The 25,872-nt window shown below is 71.0% G+C and carries 25 protein-coding genes; 16 read left to right on the forward strand and 9 right to left on the reverse strand.

The window, feature by feature from the left end:
- Positions 1-11: 11 nt before the first annotated feature.
- Positions 12-2,699, reverse strand: a complete 2,688-nt coding sequence (locus tag H566_RS0110895; RefSeq protein ID WP_028311473.1) for a TonB-dependent receptor — start codon at positions 2,697-2,699, stop codon at positions 12-14.
- Between the two features lie 114 nt (positions 2,700-2,813).
- Positions 2,814-3,167 carry a hypothetical protein gene (locus tag H566_RS28945; protein ID WP_156924391.1) on the reverse strand — a complete coding sequence of 118 codons (354 nt, stop codon included), beginning with the start codon at positions 3,165-3,167 and terminating at the stop codon, positions 2,814-2,816.
- Between the two features lie 547 nt (positions 3,168-3,714).
- On the opposite strand from H566_RS28945, the gene H566_RS24395 reads away from it, so the two are divergent.
- From H566_RS24395 to H566_RS24400, 4 genes are read left to right on the forward strand one after another with little or no spacing between them, the layout of a single operon-like run.
- Positions 3,715-4,533: a MotA/TolQ/ExbB proton channel family protein gene (locus tag H566_RS24395; protein WP_084544990.1), complete on the forward strand. Its 819-nt coding sequence runs from the start codon at positions 3,715-3,717 to the stop codon at positions 4,531-4,533.
- Between the two features lie 33 nt (positions 4,534-4,566).
- A complete protein-coding gene (locus H566_RS0110905; protein WP_028311474.1) occupies positions 4,567-4,992 on the forward strand; it encodes an ExbD/TolR family protein in 426 nt (141 codons plus the stop codon).
- A gap of 2 nt (positions 4,993-4,994) precedes the next feature.
- Positions 4,995-5,429, forward strand: a complete 435-nt coding sequence (locus H566_RS0110910; protein WP_051378639.1) for an ExbD/TolR family protein — start codon at positions 4,995-4,997, stop codon at positions 5,427-5,429.
- 7 nt (positions 5,430-5,436) lie between these two features.
- Positions 5,437-6,147 (forward strand): hypothetical protein, encoded by a 711-nt coding sequence (locus H566_RS24400; protein ID WP_051378640.1) that lies wholly within the window; start codon positions 5,437-5,439, stop codon positions 6,145-6,147.
- On the opposite strand, the gene H566_RS29620 is transcribed toward H566_RS24400, so the two are convergent.
- Both H566_RS29620 and H566_RS24405 read right to left on the reverse strand, forming a co-directional pair.
- The gene (locus tag H566_RS29620; RefSeq protein WP_156924392.1) at positions 6,137-6,427 is read right to left on the reverse strand and encodes a hypothetical protein; all 291 of its coding nucleotides are present in this window, start codon (positions 6,425-6,427) and stop codon (positions 6,137-6,139) included. The two genes, H566_RS24400 and H566_RS29620, sit on opposite strands and share 11 nt — an antisense overlap.
- Positions 6,428-6,543: 116 nt before the next feature.
- Positions 6,544-9,288 (reverse strand): TonB-dependent receptor, encoded by a 2,745-nt coding sequence (locus H566_RS24405; RefSeq protein ID WP_051378641.1) that lies wholly within the window; start codon positions 9,286-9,288, stop codon positions 6,544-6,546.
- Between the two features lie 95 nt (positions 9,289-9,383).
- Between H566_RS24405 and H566_RS28955 the strand changes: the two genes are divergently transcribed.
- The gene (locus H566_RS28955; RefSeq protein WP_156924393.1) at positions 9,384-9,572 is read left to right on the forward strand and encodes a hypothetical protein; all 189 of its coding nucleotides are present in this window, start codon (positions 9,384-9,386) and stop codon (positions 9,570-9,572) included.
- 142 nt (positions 9,573-9,714) lie between these two features.
- Here the strand turns inward: H566_RS28955 and H566_RS0110930 are convergent, their stop codons facing one another.
- The 4 genes from H566_RS0110930 to H566_RS24420 form a co-directional block, all read right to left on the reverse strand.
- The gene (locus H566_RS0110930; RefSeq protein WP_028311476.1) at positions 9,715-10,731 is read right to left on the reverse strand and encodes a sulfate ABC transporter substrate-binding protein; all 1,017 of its coding nucleotides are present in this window, start codon (positions 10,729-10,731) and stop codon (positions 9,715-9,717) included.
- Between the two features lie 131 nt (positions 10,732-10,862).
- Positions 10,863-12,410, reverse strand: a complete 1,548-nt coding sequence (locus H566_RS24410; protein ID WP_051378642.1) for an efflux transporter outer membrane subunit — start codon at positions 12,408-12,410, stop codon at positions 10,863-10,865.
- Positions 12,407-13,705 carry an efflux RND transporter periplasmic adaptor subunit gene (locus H566_RS24415; protein ID WP_051378643.1) on the reverse strand — a complete coding sequence of 433 codons (1,299 nt, stop codon included), beginning with the start codon at positions 13,703-13,705 and terminating at the stop codon, positions 12,407-12,409. The genes H566_RS24410 and H566_RS24415 overlap by 4 nt, the downstream gene beginning before the upstream one ends.
- Positions 13,702-17,007, reverse strand: a complete 3,306-nt coding sequence (locus H566_RS24420) for an efflux RND transporter permease subunit (RefSeq protein WP_084544992.1) — start codon at positions 17,005-17,007, stop codon at positions 13,702-13,704. Before H566_RS24420 ends, H566_RS24415 begins: the two co-directional genes overlap by 4 nt.
- Positions 17,008-17,258: 251 nt before the next feature.
- Here H566_RS24420 and H566_RS0110950 point away from each other — a divergent pair, with 251 nt between their 5' ends.
- The 11 genes from H566_RS0110950 to H566_RS27450 are packed head-to-tail and all read left to right on the forward strand — an operon-like array spanning position 17,259 to position 25,379.
- Complete coding sequence (locus H566_RS0110950; protein ID WP_034411455.1) at positions 17,259-17,753, forward strand: rhodanese-like domain-containing protein; 495 nt, start codon at positions 17,259-17,261, stop codon at positions 17,751-17,753.
- Positions 17,754-17,768: 15 nt separating this feature from the next.
- Positions 17,769-18,719 carry a cytochrome b/b6 domain-containing protein gene (locus H566_RS24425; RefSeq protein WP_084544993.1) on the forward strand — a complete coding sequence of 317 codons (951 nt, stop codon included), beginning with the start codon at positions 17,769-17,771 and terminating at the stop codon, positions 18,717-18,719.
- A 19-nt stretch (positions 18,720-18,738) separates the two neighbouring features.
- Positions 18,739-19,386 carry a cytochrome c biogenesis heme-transporting ATPase CcmA gene (gene ccmA / locus H566_RS24430; RefSeq protein WP_034411457.1) on the forward strand — a complete coding sequence of 216 codons (648 nt, stop codon included), beginning with the start codon at positions 18,739-18,741 and terminating at the stop codon, positions 19,384-19,386.
- Complete coding sequence (ccmB, locus tag H566_RS0110965) at positions 19,383-20,045, forward strand: heme exporter protein CcmB (protein WP_034411459.1); 663 nt, start codon at positions 19,383-19,385, stop codon at positions 20,043-20,045. Before ccmA ends, ccmB begins: the two co-directional genes overlap by 4 nt.
- Before the next feature lie 43 nt (positions 20,046-20,088).
- Positions 20,089-20,877 carry a heme ABC transporter permease CcmC gene (gene ccmC / locus H566_RS0110970; RefSeq protein WP_084544994.1) on the forward strand — a complete coding sequence of 263 codons (789 nt, stop codon included), beginning with the start codon at positions 20,089-20,091 and terminating at the stop codon, positions 20,875-20,877.
- A complete protein-coding gene (gene ccmD / locus H566_RS24435) occupies positions 20,874-21,143 on the forward strand; it encodes a heme exporter protein CcmD (protein ID WP_084544995.1) in 270 nt (89 codons plus the stop codon). The genes ccmC and ccmD overlap by 4 nt, the downstream gene beginning before the upstream one ends.
- The gene (gene ccmE, locus H566_RS0110980) at positions 21,140-21,601 is read left to right on the forward strand and encodes a cytochrome c maturation protein CcmE (RefSeq protein WP_028311480.1); all 462 of its coding nucleotides are present in this window, start codon (positions 21,140-21,142) and stop codon (positions 21,599-21,601) included. The genes ccmD and ccmE overlap by 4 nt, the downstream gene beginning before the upstream one ends.
- The gene (locus H566_RS24440) at positions 21,598-23,604 is read left to right on the forward strand and encodes a heme lyase CcmF/NrfE family subunit (protein ID WP_051378644.1); all 2,007 of its coding nucleotides are present in this window, start codon (positions 21,598-21,600) and stop codon (positions 23,602-23,604) included. Before ccmE ends, H566_RS24440 begins: the two co-directional genes overlap by 4 nt.
- Entirely contained in the window at positions 23,601-24,140 is a 540-nt protein-coding gene (locus tag H566_RS0110990) for a DsbE family thiol:disulfide interchange protein (protein ID WP_028311481.1), read from the forward strand. The genes H566_RS24440 and H566_RS0110990 overlap by 4 nt, the downstream gene beginning before the upstream one ends.
- Positions 24,133-24,633: a cytochrome c-type biogenesis protein gene (locus H566_RS24445; protein ID WP_245591344.1), complete on the forward strand. Its 501-nt coding sequence runs from the start codon at positions 24,133-24,135 to the stop codon at positions 24,631-24,633. The genes H566_RS0110990 and H566_RS24445 overlap by 8 nt, the downstream gene beginning before the upstream one ends.
- Positions 24,630-25,379 (forward strand): tetratricopeptide repeat protein, encoded by a 750-nt coding sequence (locus tag H566_RS27450; protein ID WP_051378645.1) that lies wholly within the window; start codon positions 24,630-24,632, stop codon positions 25,377-25,379. The genes H566_RS24445 and H566_RS27450 overlap by 4 nt, the downstream gene beginning before the upstream one ends.
- 74 nt (positions 25,380-25,453) lie before the next feature.
- Here the strand turns inward: H566_RS27450 and H566_RS0111005 are convergent, their stop codons facing one another.
- Complete coding sequence (locus tag H566_RS0111005; RefSeq protein WP_028311482.1) at positions 25,454-25,792, reverse strand: YnfA family protein; 339 nt, start codon at positions 25,790-25,792, stop codon at positions 25,454-25,456.
- Between the last annotated feature and the right edge of the window lie 80 nt (positions 25,793-25,872).

Below are 25,872 nucleotides of genomic sequence, written 5' to 3' on the forward strand. Positions count from 1 at the left end.
CCCCGCGCCGCTTACAGCGCGCCCGTGAACACCAGCCCGACCCAGCGCGGATACGGGTTCGGCTCGTAGCTGGTCCAGCCCTTTTCATGCGAGCGGTCGTCGAAAGCGTTGCGCACGACGATCGACGCATCGAAGCCCTTGCGCGCCGTGCCCAGGCCGACCGAGAAGTCGGTGGTCGAATGCGCCGCGACCCACGAGTACTCCGACAGCAGTTCGTCGGTGTTGTAGCGCGTGGTGTAGGCGTTGTTCACGCTCGCGTGGAAGACCTTGTTGCCCAGCACCGGCAGGCGGTACTCGGCGCCGAGGTTGACGAGGTACTTGGGCGCGCCCGCGAGCGTCTTGCCGCTCTGGTCGAGGAAGCTCGCCGGCAGATAGGTGAGTTCCGACGGCTTGCCCGCGCCCGTGAAGCGCTTGTACTGCGCGTCGTTGTACGAGGCCGAGAAGCGCAGCTGCACGTTGCGCAGGCCCGTGTACACGCCGTCCACCTCCAGCCCCTTGCTCTGCACCTTCTGCGCATTGCCCTGCACCGACACGTACTGCGTCGAGCCCTGCAGCGCGGTCTGGTAGGCGTCCACCTCGACCACCGATTGCTGGTAGTCGCGGATGTTCATCAGGAAGAGGTTGGCGTTGAGCGTGAGCGTGCGGTCGAGCAGGCTCGACTTGAAGCCGATCTCGAAATCGTTGGTGCGCTCGGGCTTGACCGTCTTGTTGTGGTCGTTGACCTGGAGCACCGAGCCCGCCTTCTCGCCGTACTGCCAGCTCACGTAGCCCGTGAGGTTCTCGTCGAACCGGTAGGTCGGGCTGATGATCGCGGTCGGCAGCGCATGGTCCTTGAGGCTGCCGCTCACGCCGGAGAACAGGCTGTTGATGCGCGCGAGGCGGATCGCGCGCGCGGTGGCGATCTGGAGCCGTTGCGGCGCGGTCAGGTCGGCATAGTTCACGCCGTAGTAGCGCTGGGCCACCTGATCGGCCACCGCGAGCTGGCTCGCCGTGTTGCCGGCCGCCAGCGTGCCGCTCGCATCGGCCGCGAAGCCGCCAAGGCCGCTGCCGTCCTTGTTGAGCAGGCCGTACTGGGTCGAGGCCGGGTTGAGCGCGCTGCCGACGCCGTTCTTGTCCACCCAGGCCCAGGTGGACGAGTTGCGCCGCTCCTGGCCGAAGCGCAGGCCGGTCACGAGGCTGAAGTCGTCGGTGAAATGCCAGGTCGTGTTGCCGTATAGCGCGGTGCTGCGGGTGCGCAGGTTGTTGCGGCTGACGGTGTAGAGATCGTCGAGCGAATCGCGCAGCAGCGCGAGGCCGGCGCCGCGATTGGTGCCGGCGTTGGTGTCGAGCCGTTCGTACTGGGTGATGTTGGCGTACCAGGCGCCGGCATCGTTGCCATAGCCCTGATGGCTCTCGACCGTGTTGCGCGTCGTGAGCAGATAGGCGCCCGCGACCCAGTCCACGAAGCCGCCGGGCTTGTTGGCGACCTTGAACTCCTGGCTCAGCTGGTTGTAGTACACGCCGCCGCCGCCGAACTTGGCCACGTCGAAGGTCGTGCCCTCGTCGTTGCGCGCATCGAACGTGTAGTTCCGAAAGCCCGTGATCGACGTCAGCACATAGTCGTCGCGGTCCCAGTCGAGCTTGAGCGAGCCGGCCTTGGTCGAGACGTACTGGCCCTCGCTACGGTCGAAGCTCACCGATCCCGAGCGCACCGGCTGGTTGAGGTAGTCGCCGTAGGTCAGGCCGCGGTTGGCGAACCAGCCGCGCGGCTGGTGGAACACGCCGCTGGAATCGGTATAGCCGTTGAGCAGGGAGCGCACCGAGGTGCCGTTGCGATCGACCAGCGAGCCGTCGGCGTAGCGCAGCGGGGTATCGACGTAGTTGGCTAGCCCGTTCTGCAATTGCGTGGTCTTGGGCTCGATCTCGATCGTGGCCAGGGCCTTGAAGTCGCTCGTCGGCGTGAGCAGGAACTGGGTCCGGCCCGAGATGCGGTCCTTGTTGTAGAGCGACAGCGTGCCGCGATCGTTGCTCGAATTGCTGTAGTAGCCACGCCCCTTGTTGACGATGAAGGAGCTGCGCCAGGCCAGCAGGTCTTCGACGATCGGGCCGCCGAACGCGGCCTTGGCGATGACGGTGTCGCGCTGGCCGTAGGTGAGCTGGTAGTCGGCCGTGGGCGCGAACGACGGCGCCTTGCTGTTGACGATGACCTCGCCCGCGACGCCGCCCTTGCCGCCGCGCGTGCCGGTCGGGCCGCGATACACCTCGACGCTGTCGATGTCGTAGAAGTCGAAGTTGCCGAGCTGGGTCAGCGCATAGCTCACGCCGTCCACGGTCAGCAGCACGCTCGGGTCCTGCTGCTCCGAAAAGCCGCGCTTGCCGAGACCGCGGATCGACAGGCTCGCGCCGCGCGTGTTGTTCTGGTTGAAGGACACGCTCGCGGCGCGCTTGGTGATGGCGCCGAGATCCTGGGCAAGTTCGCGGTCGAGTTCGGCGCCACTCACGACCGCGACCGAGGCCGGCGTGTCCTTGAGTTTTTCGAGCTTGGGCCGCTGGCGCACGGTGACCGTGCCGAGGCTCTGCTCGTCGGCGCCGGGCTCGGGCGCCTGCTGGGCCCAGCCCGCATGCGGCTGGGCGAACACGGCAAGCAGCGCCGCCGCGATCGGCAGGTGCCGCAGCGGCGCGGCTTGCGCAACGCGCGGTTGCGGGATGTCGGTCTTCATTGTTTCCCCTGAATTGGCGATTGCAAGAAATCGGTTGAAACAATTGAAGAGCACTTGCCGTGCCATTTTCATTTCCGGAAACAGGCTTGGCGGAATTGCAGCAGGGCCGGCGTTTCAATTCAGCAGGCCGATGCTGGCAATTCGCCAGCCCGATTGGTCTTTTTGCGGATTGAGCATGCGGCGATGAATGTTCAACAGCCCTCCATCGAAATGCTCGATTCGGCACAGGCGAATTGCTGGAAAGGCCTCACACGACGGTGGATGCCATGGTCCGAATGACCGGCGGTCACGCGCACGGGCTTGCGTCACTCGCATCAGCGCATTGCGTGCTTTGACGCAGCTCAATTGAGATTGCAGCAGCGGCGCAATTGTCTGAGATGACCGGCAATTGCATGCTTCAAGGGCTTGAGAAACCGGCGGCCATTCGATTTCCGGGCAGGGATCGGCGTGAACGGCAATCGCGCTCATATATGAAATGCCGTACTGCCGATTGCCGTCGCAACGCCAGTTTCATTTCGCCCGGTTGTCGCCTTCATTTCCGGTTGGCGGCAATCGCGCGGCGCGCTTGCCGAAGCGGCGTGGCCGCGCCATCGGTGTCGGCGCGATGCGGGCCGGCGGCGGATGGCGCCCCGCGTCGAGGGCCTTGCAAGCGCTTGCGGCGCTGGCCGCGGCACCGGCTGCTGCAATCCGAGCAGCCATTGGCGCGCGGTGCTGTGAGTTGCGCAGCCGGCCTGCACCGCAGCCGCCAGACTTTGCCCGCCCGCATATAACCATCTGATTTTCCGGCGGTTTGAGCCTGGTGCGGCCCTTGCGACACTCGGTCACCCACCGATCGCGCCGCGCATCGCCGGGAGGATCCGATGCTCCTTGCACAAGGCTTCATAAGCCCCACCCAGGATGCATCTTCCATCTCCGGGGACGCGGGTGCTGACGGCAAAGCCGCATCCGGGCCATCGCGTGGGTTGCCTGCCGCGCGCCCGGGTGGCTCCACCACACACACCGACCTCTCGCATCCATGAAGATCCATCGCCTCCTCGCGCGCGCCGCCACGGCCGCAGCTCTCGCCACCGCCGCCGGCCTCGCCTTCGCCCAGGGCGAGCCCGCCGTCGCCGTCGACAACCCCTACGGCATCGGCGCGCTCTGGACCCAGAGCGACTTCGTCGCCAAGGGCGTGCTCTCGATCCTCGCCGTGATGAGCGCGGGCAGCTGGTACGTGATCATCACCAAGCTGCTCGAACAGGCCCGCATCAACCGTCAGGCCAAGGCCGCGAGCAACGACTTTTGGAGCGCCGGCACGGTGCAGGCCGGCGTGGCGCGGCTGACCGAGTCGAGCCCCTTCCGCTTCATCGCCGAATCGGGTCTCGAAGCGAGCCGCCGTCACAGCGGCCTGCATGCGCATGTGGACTTCGCCGACTGGGTCGATCTGTCGATCCATCGCGCCACCGAGCGCGTGCAGCGCCGCCTGAGCGGCGGTCTGAGCGTGCTGGCCACCGTCGGTTCGATCTCGCCCTTCGTGGGGCTGTTCGGCACGGTGTGGGGCATCTATCACGCGCTCACCGCGATCGGCGCTGCCGGCCAGGCCAGCATCGACAAGGTGGCCGGCCCCGTGGGCGAGGCGCTGATCATGACCGCCATCGGCCTCGCGGTCGCGGTGCCGGCGGTGCTCGGCTACAACTGGCTCGTGCGCCGCAACGTCGCCGCGCTCGATGAAGTGCGCGACTTCTCCAGCGAGCTGCATTCGGTGCTGCTGAGCGGCGGCGCCGCGACCGGCGCCACCGGCGTGCCCGCCGCCGGCAAGGCGGTCGAGGCCGGCGCCCAGCTCCAGCCGGCCTGAGCCGCCTGACGATTCCGCCAGAGCGAGCCCGACATGGCCATCAACATTCCCGCCGCCGGCGCCGAGGACGACGTGGTATCGGCCATCAACACCACGCCCCTCGTGGACGTGATGCTGGTGCTGCTGATCATCTTCCTCATCACGATCCCGGTCGTGAACTACTCGGTGCCGGTCGAGCTGCCCAAGCAGCGCAACCAGGTGATCGAGAGCAAGCCCGAGGACATCGTGCTGTCGGTCGACACGAGCGGCGGCATCTACTGGTTCGACGCGAAGGTGGAAGGCACCGACGCGCTGGTCGAAAGGCTCAAGAAGATCGCCGCGCTCGACCCCCAGCCCGAGATCCACGTGCGCGGCGATTCGCGCAGCAACTACGAGGCGGTGGGCCGCATCCTGCTGGCCTGCCAGCGCGCCGGCATCCTGAAGGTCGGCTTCATCACCGAACCGCCGCCGAAGGGATGACCATGGCTTTCGCACGCAAGAGGCGCGGCCCGGTGGCCGACGAACTGCCGGTGGCCGACATCAACACGACGCCGCTCATCGACGTGATGCTGGTGCTGCTGGTGATGCTCATCATCACCATCCCGATCCAGCTCCACACGGTCGATCTCAACCTTCCGGTCGGCAATCCGCCGCCGAGCGACATCAAGCCCGAGGTGGTCCGCATCGACATCGACGGCGCCAGCCATGTGCTGTGGAACGGCGTGGCCGTGGCCGACGAGAGCGATCTCAAGGCGAAGCTCGGCGCCGCCGCCGCGCAACCGGCCCAGCCGGAAATCCATGTGCGACCCGATCGCGCGGCGAAGTACGACGCCTTCGCCGACGTGATGGTCGCGATCAACCAGGCCGGACTGCAGAAGCTCGGAGTCATCGGCAGCGAGCAGTTCATCGACAAGTGAGGAAACCATGAGCGCGAATGCCTTGCCTCAACTCATCCCGGCGGAGCTGCGCACGGGTGGCGCCGCGCGCGCGGGCCGCAAGACCTACGGCGGCACGAGCGGCGGCAACCGTTCGGTGGGCCTGGCCGTGGTGGTGGCCGTGCATCTGCTGATCGGCTGGGCGCTGGCCTCCGGGCTGGCGCGGCAGGCCATCGAGATCGTCAAGAAGCCGATCACGATGGCGATCATTCCCGAGGAGGCACCACCGCCTCCGCCCCCGCCGCCCAAGGTCGAGAAGATCAAGGACATCCCCCAGCCCAAGGCGCCGCCGCCGGCCTTCGTGCCCAAGACCGAGACGCCCGTGGTGCAGCAGGCGCCGGTGATCCAGGCCACGCAGAACGAGACGCCGCGCGAGGTGCCGCCCGCGCCGCCGGCCCCTCCCGCGCCGCCCGCGCCCGAGGTCAGGCCCGAGCCCGTGAAGCAGGAGATCAGCCTTGCCTGCCCCGGCTACCAGAACGTGCTCGCGAGCACGCTGGAGGATGTGTTCGACCGCGTCGGCATCGTCGGCACGGTGCGCACGCGGCTCACGGTGCGCGGCAATCAGGTGACGGAAGTGGCGCCGGTGTCCGGCCCGAAGGAGTACTTCAAGTACGTGCAGGCCGCGATCAAGCGCATGAAGTGCTCGGCCGGCGGCGCCGATGAAGTGCAGGTGACGCTCGACGTGGCGTTCACACGCTGATCGTCGTCGGGCCGCGGGGTGGCGGTCCGGCGCGAGACGGGAAGGTCGGGCGGCGGCTCGTCCGGCCATTTCCCGTGAGCCGTGGTGGCGGCAGGGCCCGCGCGATGGGAGTCGCGCGGGCCTTTTTTTGTCGGCCGGTCGCGCGCGAGTAATGACGGTGGACGATGGCGGCGGTGACGGTGACGGTGACGGTGACGGTGACGGTGACGGTGACGGCGGCGGTGGTGGTTGCGGCGTTGACGTTGGCGGCGCGAACCCGCCACTCCGCCGGACGTGACAAGGCCCGCGCCAGCCGGAACCGGACGCGGGCCTCGTGTCGGCGGCATCACGGCCATGCGGATCGCCCCGCCGGCCGCGCCGCCCGCCGGACCGCCTCGCGGCGGCCCGGCCCGTCGCTCAGAGCTTGCTCGTGAACAGGATGCCCACGGTGCGCGGCACCGCCGGCACATAGCTGTTCCAGGTCTTCGAGCGCGGGGTGTCGTCGTTGAGCAAGTTCTTCACCACGACGCTCACGTCGAAGCTCTTGTTGCGCGCGCCGAGGCCGACGGCCGCGTCGACCAGCCAGTTCGACGGGATCACCGCATACGACGACAGCGACACGTCGGAGTTGTAGCTCGACGTGTAGGCAGCATTGGCGCTGGTGTGGAACTCGTGATCGCCGAAGGCCGGCTGGCGGTAGTCGATGCCGACGTTGGCGCTGAACAGCGGCGCGCCCGCGATGCGCTGGCCGCTCACGTCGCGGTAGGCCGGCGCGCCGGTCCAGCCGTTCTCGACCGGCTGGGCCGAGTTGGTGAAGGACTTGTACACGGCGCGGTTCCAGGCGCCCGAGAAGCGCAGCTGGGTGCGCGGAATGCCCGCGTACACGCCGTCGAATTCCAGCCCCTTCACCTGCACCTTGGGCACGTTGCCGGTGGCCGAGGTCCAGTAGTTGGTGCCGTCGTTGTTGAGCGTGGTCGTGTAGGCGTCGAGCACGCGCACGGCCTGCTGGTAGTCCTTGATGTTCATGAGGAACACGTCGGCGTTGAGCACCAGCGTGCGGTCGAGCAGCACCGACTTCAGGCCCAGCTCGTAGCTGTCGGTCTTCTCAGCCTTCACGGGCGACGATATGCCGTTGACCACCTGCGAGATGCCGGCCTTCTCGCCGTGCTGGTAGGAGGCATAGGCGGTCAGGTCGCGGTCGAGCTTCCAGCTCGGGCTGATGACCAGGGCCGGCTGGGTCGAGTTGTAGGTCTTGGCCTCGACGCGGTTGAACACCACGCCGATCTGCGACTTGCGGATCGCCTGGGCATCGGCGAGCTGGCGCTTCTGCGCGTCGCTCAGCGCGGCCCAGGTGGCGACGTTGAAGTAGCGCTGCGCGGCGGCGTTGGCCTGGGCCAGCGCGGCGGCCGAGGCGGCGGCGTTGGTGGAATCGGTCGTCAGCGCGACCTGGCCCGCGCCCACCTGCACCGCGCCCGGCGTGCCGGCCGGCACCACGTTGCCGTTCAGCACCCAGCGCGTCGAGTTGCCGGTGTTGTAGTACGAGTCGAAGCCGCCGAGCGCCACGCCGTTGACCACCGACGGGTTCAGCTCGGGCGCGCTGCCGTTGCTGAGGATGTAGCTGCTGTTCTCGTTGCTGCGGTTCTCGCGCGTGAAGCGCAGGCCGGTGGTGAGCGTGAGGGGCTCGCTCAGATGCCAGTTGGCCTGGGCGAAGATCGCGGCGTTCTTGTTCCGGATGTTCTGCGAACCGGCCGGCGAGTTGTAATACATGTTCAGGTTGGCGAGCGACGCGGCCATCAGCGCGCGGCCCGCGCCGTCGGCATCGAGCCGGTTGTACTGGCCGTTGCTGGCCCACCAGGCGCCGGCGTCATTGCCCCATGAGCGCTGGTAGTTGGCGACGTTCTTCACGTCCATCAGGAACACGCCGGCCTGGTAGTCGACCAGGCCGCCGGTGCGCGACGAGATGCGCAGCTCCTGGCTCAGCTGGCGGTAGTCGTTCCAGAAACCACCCGAATTGCGCATCACGTCGAAGGGCGTGCCTTCGTCGTTGACGGCGTTGAAGTGGTAGTCCTTGTAGGCGGTGATGGACGTGAGCGTGTGGCCCTCGCCGAGCTTCCAGTTGAGTTCGGCCGAGGTGCCGCGGCTGCCGGTCACGATCGGGCGCTGGTTGTCGTTGTTGATGCCGGCGTAGTAGTCGTCGAGCGTGTAGCCGCTGTTCTGCGTGAACCAGCGGCGCGCGAGCCGCGTGCCGTTGTCGACGGCGTTGTTGGGGCTGCCGTTGGCATAGGTGGCGGGCGTGGGCGTGTAGCGCTCGCGGCGGTTGGTGGTTTCGCCGGCGCGCGGTTGCAGCTCGAAGGCGAAGCGCGCGTTGAAGTCGGGCGTGGGCGTGAGCAGGAACTGCACGCGGCCCGAGATGCGGTCGGTGTTGGTGTAGGTGATGTCGCGGTTGTAGGCGTTGGTCATGTCGCCTTGCTGGCGATTGGCCGAGAAGGTGCCGCGCCAGGCGAGCAGGTCTTCCACCACCGGGCCGCCGACGGCGGCGGTCGCGAACAGGCCCTGGCGCTGGCTGAACTGGATCGCGTAGTCGGTGCTCGGCGTGAAGCTCGGGCGGCGCGTCGTGATGTTGATGACGCCCACGCTCGTGTTCTTGCCGAGCAGCGTGCCCTGCGGGCCGCGCGTCACTTCCACGGCGTCCACGTCCACGAAGTCGAAGCTGGAGGTGAGCGCGTTGTAGGCGAAGTTCACGCCATCGACGATGACGCCGACGCTCGGGTCCTGGGCTTCGGTCTGGCCGATCTTGCCGAGGCCGCGGATCGACAGGCTGCTGGTGCGCTGGTTGCCCTGGTTCCACGACACGTTGGCGGCGCGCTTGGTGATGGCGTCGATGCCGTAGGCGCCCAGGCGTTCGAGTTCCTGGCCCTGCACGACCGAGATCGACAGCGGCACGTCCTGGAGCTTCTCGATGCGGTTGCGGCTGCGCACGGTCACGGCGCCAAGCGCGGGGGCTTCGGCGGCGTCGGCGTCGGGCTTCTTGTCATCCTCGGCGGCTTGCAAGGGATTGCAGGCGAGCACGGCGAGGCTGGCGGCGGCCAGTGCGATGGGCGAGAGACGGAAGCGGCGCGCGGCGCCGGTCGCCGTCGGGCGAAGGGTCGAATACGGGTTCATGTAGTTGGCCGGTGCGGCAAAAAATGGCTTTGGGATGCCGCTTTTAGCGATCCGCGTGCCATGCCGAAACAGGACCGAAACAACTGCAACCGACGATGACGAAAACAGCCAGCTTTCCTTTAGCAAACAGTGACTTGCGTGTCCTGCCCGTGAAGCACCAGCGGCCTGCGGAAGACCGGGCAGGACAGGTGCGCGGCTGCCTGCATGCCAGCAAGCCGGGCCGTGCGGCGCTGCTGGAAACCAAGCTGCTGCTGCATTCGGCTCAGTGCCGCCCTGTCCGCTGACGGGTGGCGGCCATGCCCGGTTCGCCTCGGCCGTGGCGGCGGGCGGGCGCGCCGGTTTGCGCGGGCAAGAGAAAAGGGCGCCGGTTGTCCGGCGCCCTTCGGCATCGCGGGCCGGCCGCGCGGGCCGATCAGGCGGTGGTCGTCACTTCGGCTGGTAGATCTGGTCGAACACGCCGCCGTCGGCGAAGTGGGTCTTCTGGGCCTTGGTCCAACCGCCGAACACGTCGTTGATGTTGAACAGGCTGATCTTCGGGAACTTCGACGCGTACTTGGCGGCGACGGTCGGGTCGCTCGCGCGGTAGAAGTTCTTCGCGGCGATCTCCTGGCCTTCGGGCGAGTACAGGTAGTCGAGGTAGGCGGTGGCGACCTCGCGCGTGCCGCGCTTGTCGACGACCTTGTCCACCACGGCCACGGGCGGCTCGGCCAGGATCGACACCGACGGATAGACGATGTCGAACTTGTCGGCGCCGAATTCCTTCAGCACGAGGTCGGCCTCGTTCTCCCACGAGAACAGCACGTCGCCGATGCCGCGCTCGGCAAAGCTCACCGTCGCGCCGCGCGCGCCCGAATCGAGCACCGGCACGCTCGCGAACACCTTCTTGATGTAGTCGCGCGCCTTGGCGTCGTCACCGTTGCTGGCCTTGAGCGCGTAGCCGTAGGCCGCGAGATAGGCCCAGCGCGCGCCGCCCGAGGTCTTGGGATTGGCGGTGATGCTGGCGACGCCGGGCTTGACGAGGTCGGCCCAGTCCTTGATGCCCTTGGGATTGCCCTTGCGGACCAGGAAGATGATGGTCGAGGTGTAGGGCGTGCTGTTGTTCTTGAACTTCGTCTGCCAGTCGGCGGCGACGGCCTTGCCGCCTTCGGTGGCGATGGCGTCGATGTCGTAGGCGAGCGCGAGCGTGACCACGTCGGCTTCGAGGCCGTCGATGACCGCGCGCGCCTGCTTGCCCGAGCCGCCGTGCGAGGCCTTGACCGTCACGTTGTCGCCGGTCTTGGCCTTCCAGTACTTGGAGAAGGCGGCGTTGTATTCCTGGTAGAGCTCACGCGTCGGGTCGTAGCTCACGTTGAGCAGGGTGATGTCCTTGGCCATGGCGCTGCTGCCGAGGACGCCGATGGCGGCGGCAAGCAGGGCGCGGCGCAGGAGGCTGGGGGCTTTCATCGTTGATTCCTTGTACGGGTTGGGCGTCGCGCGCGGCGACGGCGTTGCGAGGCTCACGGGAGGAGCACCCAGCCCTCTACGCCAGAGCCGTGCCATTGTTTTCTGCTGCTTTCGCAGCAGTTGGCGGCCTTTCAATCGGCTTGCGATGCTGGCAAGGACTCAGGGCTTGCAAGCGCTGTCGCATTGGCAGCAGCGTCCCAGCCGCCGCCCAGCGCCTTGACGAGCGCGGCCGTGCCGACGAGCTGCTGGCCGCGGATCTGCACTGCCTGCCGGCGCGCGTCGAGCGCGCGCTGGCGCGCGGTGAGCACATCGAGCCAGGTGGCCAGACCGCCGGCTTCGCGGGCCTGGGCGATGGCGAGTGCGCGGTCGGCGCTGGCGCTGGCGGCATCGGCGCTGGCGGCGGCGCGGCCGAGGCCGTCGAGCCCGGCGAGGCCGTCTTCCACCTCCTGCACGGCGCGCAGCACGACCGCGCGATAGCTCGCGCCCGCCGCGTCCTGACCGGCGCGCGCGGACTCGACCCGGGCGCGGTTGCGGCCGCCGTCGAACACCGTCTGCGCGACGCTCGCGCCGACCGACCAGAGCAGGCTCGGCGCGTCGAGCAGCGCGGCGAGCGCGCGGCTGTCGAGGCCGCCACTGGCGCCGAGCACGAGGCTCGGATAGAAGCCGGCGCCGGCGATGCCGAGCTGGGCGTTGGCCGCCGCGACCGCCTGCTGCGCGGCGGTGATGTCGGGCCGGCGCTGCAGCACTTCTGACGGCAGCGCGAGCGGCAGCGGCGGCGCGGCGGGGAGCAGGGCGGTGGCGGGCGCGTCGGCGCCGATGCTGGCGGCCGTCGCGTCGGCAGCGGGCCGCGCGGCGACCAGCGCCTCGCCCGGCGTCGCACCGACGAGGCTGGCCAGCGCATGCTCGACCAGCGGACGCTGGCGCCGCAGCAGGTCGATCGTGGTTCGCGTCGCGTCGAGCTGAGCCTGCTGCTGGGCGAGGTCGAGGCCAGAGGCGGCGCCGCCGGCATGGCGCGTGTCGAGCAGCGCGACGGCGCGCCGCTGGGCCTCGATGCTCTGCGCGAGCACAGCCAGTTCGGCGTCGATCTGGCGCAGCGTGAAGTAGCTCGCGGCGATGTCGGCCGCGAGCACGAGGCGCGCGGCGGCGAGATCGGCGGCGGTCTGGGCCTCGGTGGCGCGGGCGGCGGCGATCTCGTTGTCGATGCGGCCGAACAGATCGACCTCCCAGCTCGCGGCGAGGCCGAGCGCGTGGTCGTTCTGGGTCGTGGACGAGAGCGTCGCGCCATAGCTGCCGCCGGGCCGGTTGGCCGAGCTGCGCTGGCGCGTCGCGCGTGCGCTGGCGTCGAGGCGCGGCAGCGTGGCGGCGCCCGCGAACGCGCTTGCGGCGCCGGCCTGGCGCAGCCGCGCGGCCAGCACCGCGAGGCCGGGGTTGTCGCGCTGGCCGCGCGCGACAAGGGCGTCGAGCGTGGCGTCGTCGAACACGCGCCACCAGGCGCCGCGCGACGCGGCGGCAGCCGGCGCGGCGGGCGTCCAGGGCAGCGGCGACTGCCAGCTCGCGGGCGCGACGGGCAGGGTTGGCGGAACGACGGCGGTCGGCGCGCCCGCGCAGCCGGCCAGGGCGACGCAGGCAAGGGCGAGCGCGGCGCCGAGCGGCCGCGCGAGGCAGGCGGCGCGCGTCATGGCCGCGCGCCGCTCGGGCCGGCCGGCGGCGCCTCGGTCGGCAGCACCTGCTCGCCGGCACGAATCGCGTCATGCGGATTGAGCACCACGCGGTCGTCGGGCTTGAGACCGGCGATCACCTCGACCTGACGGCCAAGATCGCGGCCAAGCTTCACGTCGCGCAGCTCGACGCGGTCATCGGCGCCGACGAGCGCGAGGCGCGGCCCGTCCTGGCGGTATTGCAGCGCGCTCGCCGGCACGACGAGCGGGCGCGGCGCGGCGGCGCCGTCGGGCGAGCCGGCCGGCTTGCCAGTGCTTGCAACGGCGTCGGCGGGCTTGCCGCCGGAGCCGCCCGGAGCGCCCGGCGCGCCCGCGCCACCGCGTCCGCCACCGAGCACGAAGCTCACCTCCACATACGCCCCCGGCAGCAGCTTGCCGTCGGGATTGGGCACATCCACCTCGACGACCATGCTGCGGCTGTCGGGGTCGATCGTGCCCGCGCGGCGCGCGACCTTGCCCTTGATGACCTGCTGCGGCCGTTCGAGCAGCCTGAGCGTCGCCTCCTGCCCGACCGCGATCGCGCCCAGATTCGCCTGCGGCACGGCCACCGCCACGCGCAGCGGATCGGTCTGGACGATGCGGAACAGCTCGCGCGCCGTGCCCGCGTTGCCGGCGCCGACGAGCGCGCCCACCTCCACATTGCGGCGCGCGATCACGCCGTCGAAGGGCGCGACGATGCTGCGGAAGGACAGCAGCTGCTCCAGCCGGCGGATGTTGGCGTCGGCGGCGGCGAGGTCGGCGCGCGCTTGGCGCAGCGCGGCCGCGCGCTCGTCCACTTCCTGCTGCGAGACGGCGTCGCGCTCGCGCAGGTCGCGCCAGCGCGCGAGCGAGGTTTCGGCAAGACCCAGCCGCGCCAGCACCTGCTCGCGCGCGGCGCGGGCCTGGGCCAGCTCCTGTTCGGTCTCGGGCGCGTCGATGAAGGCCAGCCGCTCGCCCCGGCGCACGCGGTCGCCGAGGTCGCGGTCCCAGCCGCGCAGATAACCGCTGGTACGCGCATAGATCGCGGCCTCGCTCGCGCCGCGCAGGCTGCCCGGCAGCGCGAGCGCGCGGGCGCCCTCGGCCGGGCGCGGATGGCCGACGAGCACGCTGCGCGGCGCGGCGGCGCGGGTGCTTTCGTCGAGGCTTTGCGCCTGCCTGGCCGAGGCCGCGAGGCGCAGGCCGGCGCCACCGGCGAGCGCGAGCAGGAAGGCGCCGGCAATCCAGCCGGCGCGGCGCAGCGCGCGCGGATGCGCGGCCACGGGGTCTTGGGAAGTCATGTCGAAGCGGAGGAGGGCAGGGCGGAGGAAAGGTCGGCGCTCAGGGCGGCGCCGTCGGCGGCGCGGGGCATGGCGGGGACGGCGGCGCCGGTGCCGGACGCGACCGGCAGCGCATCGCCGCGCAGGCGGGCGCGGCGCTCGCGCCGACCGTGCACGCCCGCGAACACCAGCGGCACGAACACCAGCGTCGAGATGGTCGCGAAGGCCAGGCCGCCGATGACGGCGCGGCCGAGCGGCGCGTTCTGCTCGCCGCCTTCGCCGGCGCCGAGCGCCATCGGCAGCATGCCGGTGATCATTGCAAGCGCTGTCATCATCACCGGGCGCAGGCGCGTGCCGCCGGCGTCGAGCGCGGCGCGCAGCGCCGGCACGCCGGCCGCGAGCCGCTCGCGCGCGAAGCTCACGACGAGGATGGAATTGGCGGTCGCCACGCCCATCGTCATCACCGCGCCCGTCAGCGCCGGCACCGACAGCGAGGTGCCGGTCAGGAACAGCATCCAGGCGATGCCCGCCAGCGCCGCCGGCAGGCCGGCGAGGATGATCGCGGCGTCGCGCCAGCTCTGGAAATTCACGACGATGAGCAGATAGACCAGCGCCACCGCGAGCGCGAGGCCGAGGCCTAGCTCGCCGAAGGCGGTGTTCATCGTCTGCACCTGGCCGCGCACGGTGATGTCGCTGCCGCGCGGCAGGCGCGCGCGCAATGCCTCGATGCGCTCGGCGATCTGGTCATGCACGCGGCCGAGATCGCGGCCATCGACGTTCGCGTACAGGTCGATCACCGGCGTCATGTTGTAGCGCGAGACCACGGCTGGCTGGGCGATCGGCTTGACGCTGACGAGGTCGCCGAGCAGTTGCGGCACGCGCGGCGCAGCACCGCCGCCGGCGCTCGTGGTGTCGGCCGCGCCCGGCCCGTACACCGGCAGCCGCAGCAGCGCGTCGAGGCTGTCCACCTCGTGCTGGCGCGTCTGCACCGAGACGTTGTAGGTGTTGCCGTTGGCCGGATTGAGCCATTGCGTCTGCGCGGTCTGGTAGCTGCCGCTGAGCTGTACCAGCAGGTTCTGCGCGAGGTCGCGCGCCTGGGCGCCGCCCTGCAGCAGCCGGGCGCGGTCCATCTCCAGCGCCAGCGCGGGGCGGTTGAAGCGCTGGAACAGCGTCACGTCCACCGCGCCGTCGATCGCGCGCAACTCGTGCATAAGTTCGGTCGCCAGCTCCAGGTTCTCGGCGGTCTTGTTGCCGCTGAACTGGATGTCGATCGGCGCCTGCAGACCGAAGTTGAGCGTCTGCGCGACCGGATCGGCGGGCTGGAACTGGAACTCCATGCCGGGGAAGGCGCGCGGCAGCGCGGCGCGCAGCGCGCGGATGTGCTCGCGCGTCGGCGCATGGCCGGGCTTGAGGCTGAGCAGGATCTCGGTGTCGCTCGAATCGAAGGTTCCGTTGTTGCTGTAGAGCGTGTTGAACGGCGAGTAGGGGCCGCCGACGATGTCCACGAGGCTCGCGATCTCGTCGTTGCCGACGACGCGACGCATCTCGGCCTCGACGCGGTCGATGAGCGCCGGCATCTCCTCGATGCGCGTGGCGACCGGCGCGCGCACATGCAGCCGCACCTGGCCCGCGTCGACGGTCGGGAAGAAATCTCGGCCGAGCTGGGGCACGAGCGCGAGTGAGCCGAGGCAGAACAGCGTGAACAGCCCGCCGCACAGGAGCTTGTGCTGGAGCAGCCCCGCGAGCGTGGCCGAATAGCCGGCGCGCAGCCGCTCGAAGGCGCCATCGAAGGCCAGATGCACGCGCCGCAGCGGCGTGGCGCGCGGCGCCGGCCCGCCCCGGTTGCGCTGGCGCATGAGGTACATCACGAGCGTCGGCACCAGCGTGCGCGACAGCAGCCAGGACGCGAGCATCGCGTACACGACCGACAGCGCGAGCGGCACGAACAGCGTGTGCGCGACGCCGCTCAGCAGGAACACCGGCAGGAAGACGATGCAGATGCACAGCGTCGAGACGAAGGCCGGCGTCGCGATCTCGGCCGCGCCGTCGAGGATGGCCTGATGCGGCGCCTTGCCCATGTGCAGATGGCGCTCGACGTTCTCGATCTCGACGGTCGCGTCGTCCACCAGGATGCCGACCGCGAGCGCCAGCCCCCCGAGCGTCATCACGTTGATGGTCTGGCCCGTGAGGTGGAGCAGCAGCACCGCGCTCAGGATCGACAGCGGAATGCTGACCGCGATGATCGCGGTGCTGCGCCAGTTGCCGAGGAACAGCAGGATGAGCGCGACCGTCAGGCTCGCCGCGATCACCGCTTCCTCCACCACGTTGAACACCGCCGCGCGCACGAAGCGCGACTGGTCGGCGAGCTGCGATACCTCCACCTCGGGCGGCATCGCCTCGACGGCCTTGGGCAGCGCGCGATGCACGGCGTCGAGGATGTCGAGCGTCGAGGCCTTGCCGTTCTTGAGCAGGGTCATGAGCATGCCGCGCTCGCCGTCGCGCCTCACCACGGTCTGCGGCGCCTGGCTGCCGTCATGCACATGGGCCACGTCGCGGATGAAGACCGTGCCGCCGCCGAGTTTGCGGATCGGGATGTCGCCGAGCGCGGCGATGGTCGCGGGCGAGCCGTTGAGCGCGACGTTGAATTCGGTGTCGCCGAGCTTGGCCGTGCCCGTCGGCAGGATGAGGTTCTGCGCCGACAGCGCGTTGACCACATCCACCGGCGTGAGGCCGCGCGCCGCAAGCGCCGGCCCGTCGAGATCGACCGACACCTGACGGAAGCGCCCGCCGAAGGGCGCGGTGATGGCGAGGCCCGGAATCGTCACCAGCCGCGTGCGCAGCTCGTTGAAGGCGGCGTCGTTGAGTTCGCCTTCCGTCAGCACCTTGCTGCTCACGCCGAGCTGCATGATCGGCAGGTTGGACGCCGAGTACTTGACGATGGTGGGCGGCGTGCTGCCCGCCGGCAGCGAGCGCAGCGAGGCCTGGGTACTCGCGACCAGTTGCGCGATGGCCTCGGCCGGATCGACCGTCGGCTGGAAGAACACCTTGATGATGCCGAGCCCGCCCGCCGTCTGCGACTCGACATGCTCCATGTCGCTGACCGAGTTGGCGAGGTTGCGCTCGACCGGGATGACGATGCGGTCGGCCATCTCGCGCGCCGACAGGCCGTTGTAGCTGAGCAGGATCGCGGCGGCCGGGATGTCCACGTCCGGGAACACGTCGACCGGCGTGCGCCTGAGCGCGAACGGCGTCGCCAGCACGATGAGCAGTGCGGCGACGATGAAGGTGTAGGGGCGCCGGAGCGCGAGCTTGACGATCCACATGGAGGAGGGGCTGCCGCGAAGGTTCAACCGGACCCTTTCAGCAGCGTCCATGCCATGCGGTTTCAGGCGGTTACGGGGCTTGCGCTGGCCCTCGCGCAGCAAGCGGGCGGCGCCGGCGTGCTGTCGAAACACCATGGCTGCTGCAAATCCAGCAGTTCAAAGGCGGGTTCCGCCGGCTGCGGACGGCAGGCGAGCGTGGCCCGGGAGTTGCACAAGGGCGCTTCAGTCCCATGACACTGAAAGCCTTTGCAATGAAGCTCGCCTCCTCCCTCGCCGCCGCCCTGCTGTTCGCCGTCTCGGCCACCGCCGTCCACGCCCAGGAAGCCGCCCCGGCCGCGCCCGCCGCCACCGCGCCGGCCGCCGACGTGTGGAACTACAAGACCAGGCGCCTGACGCGCGCCGACATCGACAAGCTCGTCGCCAGCCCGAAGAAGGTGATCTTCCTCGACGTGCGCCGCCCCGATGAGATCGTCAGCAAGGGCAGCTGGCCCGTCTTCCTCAACGTGCAGGTGAAGGACATCGAGCAGCAGCTCGACTACATCCCGCGCGACCGCCAGATCATCACCGTGTCCAACCATGCGCATCGCGCCGGCGCCGTCGGCGACCTGCTCGCCAAGAAGGGCTTCAAGGTGGCGGGCGCGGCCGGCTCGCAGGATTACGAAGCCGAGGGCGGCACGATCGTGCGCATCACGGCGCCGGTGCGCCAGGCCGCCGCCGCGCCCGCCGCGACGGCCGCCGCGCAGTAAGCCGGAGCCACGGTCATGACGACGCATGCCGCCGACGCGGGCCGTCCCGCGGACGGCGCCGCCTCCGCCCGCACCGCCGCGCCGGTCGCCACGCCGCCCGCCGGCGCCGTGCCGCCGCGCGCGGCCAATGACGCCCGCGCCGCCCTCGCGCGGACGCGGGTCTGGGATCTGCCGCTGCGGCTGTTCCACTGGTCGCTCGTCGCGGCGGTGGGCACGGCGCTCGTCACCGGCGAGCTGGGCGGCAGCCTGATGGAAGTGCATGCGGCGGCCGGCATCACGGTGGTCGGGCTGGTCGCGTTCCGGCTCGTGTGGGGGCTGGTCGGCTCGACGCATTCGCGCTTCCTGAGCTTCGCGCCGACGCCGGCGCGGCTGGCGGCCTATCTCAAGGGGCGCTGGCAGGGCGTGGGGCACAACCCGCTCGGCGCGCTGTCGGTGTTCGCGCTGCTCGGTTTTCTCGCGGCGCAGGCGGTGAGCGGGCTGTTCGGCAATGACGACATCACCTTCACCGGCCCGCTGTTCGAGCTGGTGGACGAGGAGGTCGCGGCGCGCATCACGACGCTGCACAAGCAGTTCGCCAACCTGCTGATCGGGCTGGTGGCGCTGCATCTTGCGGCGATCGTCTTCCACCGCGTCGTCAAGCGGCATGACCTCGTCAAGCCGATGGTGACGGGCTGGGCCGAGGTGCCGGTGGCGGAGCTGCCCCCGGCGCCGAAGGGCGGCGGCGTGATCGCCTTCGTGGTTGCGGTGGCGGTTGCGCTGGGCGCGGTGTGGGTGGCGAACGGCGGGCCGTGGAAGGCCGCGCCGGTGGCCGCGAGCGCGCCGCCGGCGGCCGCGAGTGGCTGGGGTGGCGCCTCGACCGCGACCGAAGCCGAGCGGCCCGCCGCCGCGACCGCCGACGCTCCGGGCACGCCGGCGACGGGCACGACCCCGGGCGCGACGGGCAAGCCGGCTTCGCCCGCGTGGTAATGCCCGCGCCACACCAGCCGTGACCCTCGAAGCCAGCAACCTCGCCTGCGAACGCGGCGGGCGCGAGCTCTTCGCCGGCCTCGACTTCACCGTCGGCGCCGGCGAGGCGCTCTGGGTGCGCGGGCCGAACGGCGCCGGCAAGAGCAGCCTGCTGCGCATCCTCTGCGGTCTGTCGGCGCCGGCCGCCGGCGAGCTGCGCTGGCGCGGCAGCCTCGTGCACAAGCTGCGCGAGGACTTCCGCCGCGAGCTGCTGTTCATCGGCCACGCGGCCGGCCTGAAGGACGAACTGACCGCGAGCGAGAACCTCGGCTTCGCGGCGATGCTCGCGGGCCGGCCGGTCAACTGGCAGTCGGTGGCCGACGCGCTGGCCCAGGCCGGGCTGTCGCGCATCGCGCGCGTGCCGGCGGGCCGGCTGTCGCAAGGCCAACGCCGGCGCGTGAGCCTCGCGCGGCTGTTCCTCGCGCGCGACGCGAGGCTGATCGTGCTCGACGAGCCCTTCGCCGCGCTCGACGCCGCCGCGATCGAGGCGCTCGTCGCCACGCTCGACGCCCGTCTTGCCGAGGGCGCGAGCCTCGTCTTCACCACCCACCAGCCGCAGACGCTGGCCGCGCGCCGGCTCCAGTCGCTCGAACTCGACGCCTGGCGCCCGCGGGTCGCGCGGCCATGAGCGGCTTCATCGCGCTGGTCCGGCGCGACCTGCTGCTGGCCTGGCGCCGCCCGGCCGACGCGCTCGGCGTGCTGCTGTTCTTCGCGCTCGCGGCGGCGCTGTTCCCGCTCGGCGTCGGCCCGGAGCCGGCAATGCTGCAAACCATTGCACCCGGCGTGCTGTGGGTGACTGCGGTTTTTTCATCAATGCTTTCTCTCAACCGTTTGTTTGCCGCCGACCACGCCGACGGCACGCTTGAGCAACTGCTGCTGTCGGCCGAGCCGCTGCCGCTGGTCGTGACCGCCAAGGCGCTCGCGCACTGGCTGGTGTCGGGCCTGCCGCTGGTGCTGCTGGCGCCGCTGCTCGGGCTGCTGTTCGGCCTGCCGGTCGAGGCGATCGGCGTGCTCGTCGCGAGCCTGCTGCTCGGCACGCCGGTGCTGGGCCTTACCGGCGCGATCGGTGGCGCGCTGACGCTGGGCCTGCGCGGTGGCGGCGTGCTCGTCTCGCTGCTGGTGCTGCCGCTTCAGGTGCCGGTGCTGGTGTTCGGTGCCGGCGCGGTGGGCGCCGAGCCCGGCGGCGGCGTGGCCGCGCATCTGCTGCTGCTCGGCGGGCTGCTCGCGTTCTCGCTCGTGCTCGCGCCCTGGGCGGCGGCGATGGCGCTGCGCGTCGCGCTCGACTGAGGGCGCGGTGGCTCCAACCAACAACGATCAAGGCTTCCTCCGCATGACCTCGACCCTGCTCCATCCCGTGCCGCCCGGCCTCCGGCGCGGCGCCGCGCGGCCTTCGTGGAAGTACGCCGCGCCGTCGGTGTTCTATCCGCTCGCGGGCCGGCTGCTGCCCTGGCTCTACGCCGTCGGCGCGCTGCTGCTCGCGGCCGGCCTCGTGCTCGGCTTCGGCTTCGCGCCCACCGACGCGCAGCAGGGCGACGCCTACCGGATCATCTTCCTGCACGTGCCGGCGGCCTGGATCTCGATGGTCGTCTATCTCGCGATGGCCTTCTGGGGCGCGGTCGGCTACGTGTTCGGCACGCGGCTGTCGTTCATGCTCATGAAAGCGCTTGCACCGACGGGCGCGCTCGCCGCCTTCCTCTGCCTGTGGACCGGCGCGCTCTGGGGCCGGCCGACCTGGGGCGCGTGGTGGGTGTGGGATGCGCGGCTCACCTCGGTGCTGCTGCTGCTCTTCCTCTACCTCGGCTTCATCGCGCTCCAGGCTGCCATCGAAGACCCGCGCCGCGCCGACCGCGCGGGCGCGCTGCTGGCGGTCGTGGGCGCGGTCAACGTGCCGGTCATCTACTTCTCGGTGCAGTGGTGGAACACGCTGCATCAGGGCGCGACGATCCGCCTCGGCGCGGCGCCGTCGATGGCGCCCGACATGCTCGCGGCGCTGCTGCTGTGCGCGCTCGGCCTCTGGGCCTGGGCCATCGCGAGCGTGCTGCGCCGGCTGCGCGCGATCGTGCTCGAACGCGAAGCCGGCAACGACTGGGTGCTGAAGCTGCCGGAGGTGGGTGCATGAACGGTCTCCATCCTCACTGGGCCTCGCTCGCGGATTTCGCGGCGATGGGCGGCTACGGTGGCTATGTGTGGGGCTCGGTGCTGGTCGCGCTCGCGGTGCTCGCCGGCGAGCAGATCGCCATCGGCCTGCGCCGGCGCGCCGCGATCGAGCGCATCCACGAACTGCGCGACGCGCGCGCCGACGACGGGCATGACGATCACGCCGCCAACCGGCGCCACGGCACTGCCGGCACGCCGGACGACAACCTCACCGGAGCCGGAGCATGAAGCCGCGCCACAAGCGCCTCGGCCTCGTGCTGGGCGGGATCGCGGTGCTCGGCATCGGCGTATGGCTGGTGCTCGCGGCCTTCCGCCAGAACCTCGTGTTCTTCTACACGCCGAGCCAGGTGGCGGGTGGCGAGGCGCCGCATGAACGGCGCTTCCGCATCGGCGGGCTGGTCGAGACCGGCAGCCTGCGCCGCGACGGCGACGGCCTGACGGTGAGCTTCGTCGTGACCGATACCGCGCGCACGGTGCCCGTGCGCTATCGCGGCGCGCTGCCCGACCTGTTCAAGGAAGGCAAGGGCGTGGTCGCGCAAGGCCGGCTCGCGGCCGACGGCGCTTTCGTCGCCGACGAGGTGCTCGCCAAGCATGACGAGAACTACATGCCGCCCGAGGCCGCGCAGGCGCTGAAGACCGCGCACGAGCAGGGCGTGGCAAAGCTCGCCGCCGAGGTGCCGAAGTGATTCCCGAACTCGGCAATTTCGCGCTCGCGCTGGCCTTCGCGCTCGCGCTCGCCCAGGGCACGCTGCCGTGGTGGGGCGCGGCGCGCGGCGATGCGCGGCTCACGGCGATCGCGCGCCCGGCCGCCTTCGCCCAGGCGGGCTTCGTCGCGCTCGCATTCGCGGCGCTGGTGCAGGCCTTCGTCACCAACGACTTCTCGGTCGGCTATGTGGCGGCCAACTCCAATTCGCGGCTGCCGCTGGCCTATCGCGTCTGCGCCGTGTGGGGCGGGCATGAAGGCTCGGTGCTGCTGTGGATCGCGATGCTGTCGGCGTGGAGCGTGGCCGTGGGGCTGTTCAGCCGCTCGCTGCCGGCCGAGCTGGTGGCGCGCGTGCTCGCGACGATGGGGCTGATCTCGCTCGGGCTGCTGACCTTCCTGCTGTTCACGTCCAATCCCTTCGCGCGCATCGACGCGCCGGCCGACGGCCGCGACCTCAATCCGCTGCTTCAGGACGCGGGGATGATCGCCCACCCGCCCATCCTCTACATGGGCTATGTAGGCTTCTCGGTGGCCTTCGCGTTCGCGATCGCGGCGCTCGTCGGCGGCCGGCTCGACGCGGCCTGGGCACGCTGGACCCGGCCGTGGACGCTGCTCGCGTGGAGCTTTCTGACGCTCGGCATCTTTCTCGGCAGCGCCTGGGCCTATTACGAGCTGGGCTGGGGCGGCTGGTGGTTCTGGGACGCCGTGGAGAACGCGTCCTTCATGCCCTGGCTGGTCGGCACGGCGCTCATCCATTCGCTGGTCGTGACCGAGAAGCGCGACAGCTTCCGCAACTGGACGGTGCTGCTCGCGATCCTCGCGTTCTCGCTGTCGCTGCTCGGCACCTTCCTCGTGCGCTCGGGCGTGCTCACGTCCGTGCATGCGTTTGCAAGCGACCCGAGGCGCGGGCTGGCCATCCTCGTGCTGCTGGCGCTGGTGATCGGCTCGGCGCTCGCGCTGTATGCGTGGCGCGCGCCGACGGTGGGCCTCGGCAAGCGCTTCGAGCCGTTCTCGCGCGAGGCGCTGCTGCTGATCAACAACCTGCTGCTCGCGGCGTCGGCGGCGACGGTGCTGCTCGGCACGCTGTATCCGCTTGCGCTCGACGCGCTCGGCCTCGGCAAGATCTCGGTCGGGCCGCCCTACTTCGACGCGGTGTTCATGCCGCTGGCGCTGGCGCTCGCGCTGCTCACCGGCCTTGGGCCGCTCGTGGCCTGGAAGCGCGACGGCCTGCGCGCGGTGCTGGCGCGGCTGCGCTGGCCGGCACTCGCGGCCGTGCTGCTCGCGGCGGGCGCGGCGGTCGCGCTGCGCAGCTCGGTTGCGACGGCGGCGGGGCTGGCGGCGGGCTTCTGGCTGCTGATCGCGACCGCGCTCGAAGTGCGCGCGCGGCTCGCGGGCGCCGACGGCTTCCTGCGCCGCGTCGCCGGCCAGCCGCTCGGCTGGTGGGGGATGCTGCTCGCGCATGCGGGCGTCGGCGTGTTCGTGCTGGGCGTGACGGTGGTGCGCAGCTTCGACGCGAGCGTCGACGCCAGCCTGCGCCCCGGCGAGGCGGTCACGCTCGGCGACTACCGCTTCGCCTTCGACGGCATCGAGCGCAAGGAAGGCCCCAACTATGTCGCCGGTCGCGCGAGCTTCACCGTGACGCGCGACGGGCGCGCGGTCGCCACGCTGCATCCGGAAAAGCGCTTCTACGTCGTGCAGCAGATGCCGATGACCGAGGCCGCCGTCGATCGCGGCTTGTTGCGCGACCTATACGTCTCGCTCAGCGAATCGACGCCCGACGGCGCCTGGGTCGTGCGCGTGCAACACAAGCCGCTGATGGGCTGGGTCTGGGCCGGCGCGCTGCTGATCGCGGCCGGCGGCGCGCTCGCGGCGGCCGACCGGCGCTATCGCGGCGCGCGGCGGCGATCGGCGCGCGAAGCCGCCAACCCGCTCCCCGAACCCGCGCCGGCCCACGCCGCCGGCGCCATCCCTGCGTACAAGTCATGAGCCTGCCCCTGCGTCGCCTTCTCGTCCCGATCGGGGCCGTCATCGCCCTTGTCACCCTGCTTGGTGCCGGCCTGCGCCGCGATCCGTCAGAGCTGCCGTCGCCGCTCGTGGGCAAGCCCGCGCCCGCGTTCTCGCTGCCGCGCCTCGACCAGCCGACCCAGAACTTCGGCCCCGAGCAGTTGCGCGGCCAGGTCTGGCTGCTGAATGTCTGGGCCTCGTGGTGCACGTCCTGCCGCAAGGAACATCCGCTGCTGGTCGAGCTCGCGAAGAAGAAGGCCGTGACCGTCGTCGGCCTCGACTACATGGACACGCGCGCCGAGGCCGGCAAATGGCTGGCCGAGCACGGCGACCCCTACAAGCTGTCGGTGGAGGACGCCAAGGGCCGCGCCGGCATGGACTGGGGCGTGGTGGGCGTGCCCGAGACCTTCGTGATCGACAAGGCCGGCGTCGTGCGCTTCAAGTTCACCGGCCCGATCACGCAGGAAGCCTGGGACAAGACCCTCGCGCCGCTGCTGCGGGAGCTGGAGCGTGGCTGAGCTGCAAGCGATTGCAGCCCTCGCGCGGCCGGCCCGGCTCGCGGGCCTGCTGCTGGCGGCGCTGCTGGCCGGCCAGCCGACCGCGCGCGCGGCCGACTCGACGGCGCCCGACGCCGGCACGGCCGTCGCCGAAGCAGCCGCGCCCGACCGCGCGCTCGACGACCACGTCCGCCGCCTCGCCGAGGAGCTGCGCTGCGTCGTCTGCCAGAACCAGACCCTCGCCGAATCCCACGCCCAGCTCGCGCTAGACCTCAAGGCCGAGGTGCGCGCCCAGCTCGCGCGCGGCGCGAGCGACGACGAGGTGAAGGACTTCCTCGTCAGCCGCTACGGCGACTTCGTGCTCTACCGCCCGCCGGTGCGTCCGGCGACCTGGCTGCTCTGGGGCGGACCGCTGCTCATCGTCGGCGCGGGGCTGGCCCTGCTCGTGCCGCGCCTGCGCCGTCAGGCGCGTGAAGGCCAGCCCGATGACGGCGAGGCCGGGGAGATCGCATGACCACCTTCTTCGCCCTCGCGGCCGCGCTGTCGGTGGCCGCGCTGCTCGCGGTGCTCTGGCCGCTGGTCGGACCGCTGCCGCGTCGCGTCGCGGCGGCGGGCGGCGCCGGCAAGGCGGCGGATGGCGTCGCGACGCCAGACGCGCCTGAGGCAGCGAGTGCCGTCGGCCACGCCACGCCCACCACAAACGCGCCCGTCACCCCCGCGCATCGCCGGCTCGCGGGCGCGCTCGTGCTGCTGCTGCCGCTGCTCGCGGCCGGTCTCTATGCCGTGACCGGCGCGCCGTCGGTGCTGCGCGCGATCGCGGCCGACGACGATTCGCTCGACCGCCTCGAAGCCGCAACGCGCGCCGAGCCGGCCTCGGTCGAGGCCTGGCGCCGGCTCGCGCGCGGGCATGAGCATCGCGGCGACTTCGAGCGCGCGGTGACGGCCTGGAAGCGCGCCGTCGATCTCGCGCCGAACGACGCCGATCTGCTGCTCGACTACGCGGTCACGCTCGGCATGGCGCGCGGCGCGAAGCTCGACGGCGAGCCCGAGGCGCTGATCGAGCGCGCGATCGAACTCGCGCCCGACCATGTGCAGGCGCTCGCGCTGTCGGGCAGCGTGCGCTTCGAGCGCGGCGATTACGCGGGCGCCATCGCGCAATGGGAGCGCGTGCTGGCCCAGGTGCCGGCCGATGCCGAGGTGGCGCAATCGATCCGCGCCGGCATCGACAAGGCGCGCGCGCTGGAACAGGCGCGGCGCTGACCGGGCGGCCCTTCACGCGGGCGCGCGCCGCCGCCTGACGGTGCGCGTCCCGCCCCGGGCCGTGCCGACGGCGCTCAGCCCTGCGCGACCTGCGGCTGGAACGCGATCACCGCCATGCCGCCGAGCGCGATCGCCGCGCCCGCCACGTCCCAGCGCGTGAGCGCCACGCCGTCTACCAGCCTCAGCCAGGCGAGCGCGACCGCGATGTACATGCCGCCGTAGGCCGCGTAGGTGCGGCCGGCGGCGGTCGGATGCAGCGTGAGCAGCCAGGCGAACAGCGCGAGCGAGGCGGCCGCCGGCAACAGCAGCCACGCCGACCGGCCCTGGCGCAGCACGAGCCAGGGCAGATAGCAGCCGACGATCTCGGCGACGGCGGTGAGCGCGTAGAGCGCAGCGAGACGGGCGAAGTCCATTGGGGGCCGTTCCTGTGCGGAGGAGCGGCCGATTCTGAACGGCCACGGCGTGATGGCGCGCCCGCTCGCCGGTGCCGGCG

The organism is Derxia gummosa DSM 723 (assembly GCF_000482785.1).
GTDB lineage: Bacteria > Pseudomonadota > Gammaproteobacteria > Burkholderiales > Burkholderiaceae_E > Derxia > Derxia gummosa.

Bases quoted from the DNA above. Each gene is read 5' to 3' on its own strand.
- ccmD (WP_084544995.1), top strand. From the start codon at position 20,874: ATGAACGGTCTCCATCCTCACTGGGCCTCGCTCGCGGATTTCGCGGCG.
- H566_RS24420 (WP_084544992.1), bottom strand. From the start codon at position 17,007: ATGTGGATCGTCAAGCTCGCGCTCCGGCGCCCCTACACCTTCATCGTC.
- H566_RS0110990 (WP_028311481.1), top strand. From the start codon at position 23,601: ATGAGCCTGCCCCTGCGTCGCCTTCTCGTCCCGATCGGGGCCGTCATC.
- ccmC (WP_084544994.1), top strand. From the start codon at position 20,089: ATGACCTCGACCCTGCTCCATCCCGTGCCGCCCGGCCTCCGGCGCGGC.
- H566_RS24425 (WP_084544993.1), top strand. From the start codon at position 17,769: ATGACGACGCATGCCGCCGACGCGGGCCGTCCCGCGGACGGCGCCGCC.
- H566_RS0110910 (WP_051378639.1), top strand. From the start codon at position 4,995: ATGGCTTTCGCACGCAAGAGGCGCGGCCCGGTGGCCGACGAACTGCCG.
- H566_RS28955 (WP_156924393.1), top strand. From the start codon at position 9,384: ATGACGAAAACAGCCAGCTTTCCTTTAGCAAACAGTGACTTGCGTGTC.
- ccmE (WP_028311480.1), top strand. From the start codon at position 21,140: ATGAAGCCGCGCCACAAGCGCCTCGGCCTCGTGCTGGGCGGGATCGCG.
- ccmB (WP_034411459.1), top strand. From the start codon at position 19,383: ATGAGCGGCTTCATCGCGCTGGTCCGGCGCGACCTGCTGCTGGCCTGG.
- H566_RS0110895 (WP_028311473.1), bottom strand. From the start codon at position 2,699: ATGAAGACCGACATCCCGCAACCGCGCGTTGCGCAAGCCGCGCCGCTG.
- H566_RS28945 (WP_156924391.1), bottom strand. From the start codon at position 3,167: ATGAGCGCGATTGCCGTTCACGCCGATCCCTGCCCGGAAATCGAATGG.
- H566_RS24405 (WP_051378641.1), bottom strand. From the start codon at position 9,288: ATGAACCCGTATTCGACCCTTCGCCCGACGGCGACCGGCGCCGCGCGC.
- H566_RS24415 (WP_051378643.1), bottom strand. From the start codon at position 13,705: ATGACTTCCCAAGACCCCGTGGCCGCGCATCCGCGCGCGCTGCGCCGC.
- H566_RS0110930 (WP_028311476.1), bottom strand. From the start codon at position 10,731: ATGAAAGCCCCCAGCCTCCTGCGCCGCGCCCTGCTTGCCGCCGCCATC.
- H566_RS0110905 (WP_028311474.1), top strand. From the start codon at position 4,567: ATGGCCATCAACATTCCCGCCGCCGGCGCCGAGGACGACGTGGTATCG.
- H566_RS24400 (WP_051378640.1), top strand. From the start codon at position 5,437: ATGAGCGCGAATGCCTTGCCTCAACTCATCCCGGCGGAGCTGCGCACG.
- H566_RS0111005 (WP_028311482.1), bottom strand. From the start codon at position 25,792: ATGGACTTCGCCCGTCTCGCTGCGCTCTACGCGCTCACCGCCGTCGCC.
- H566_RS24395 (WP_084544990.1), top strand. From the start codon at position 3,715: ATGAAGATCCATCGCCTCCTCGCGCGCGCCGCCACGGCCGCAGCTCTC.
- H566_RS0110950 (WP_034411455.1), top strand. From the start codon at position 17,259: ATGAAGCTCGCCTCCTCCCTCGCCGCCGCCCTGCTGTTCGCCGTCTCG.
- H566_RS24410 (WP_051378642.1), bottom strand. From the start codon at position 12,410: ATGACGCGCGCCGCCTGCCTCGCGCGGCCGCTCGGCGCCGCGCTCGCC.
- H566_RS27450 (WP_051378645.1), top strand. From the start codon at position 24,630: ATGACCACCTTCTTCGCCCTCGCGGCCGCGCTGTCGGTGGCCGCGCTG.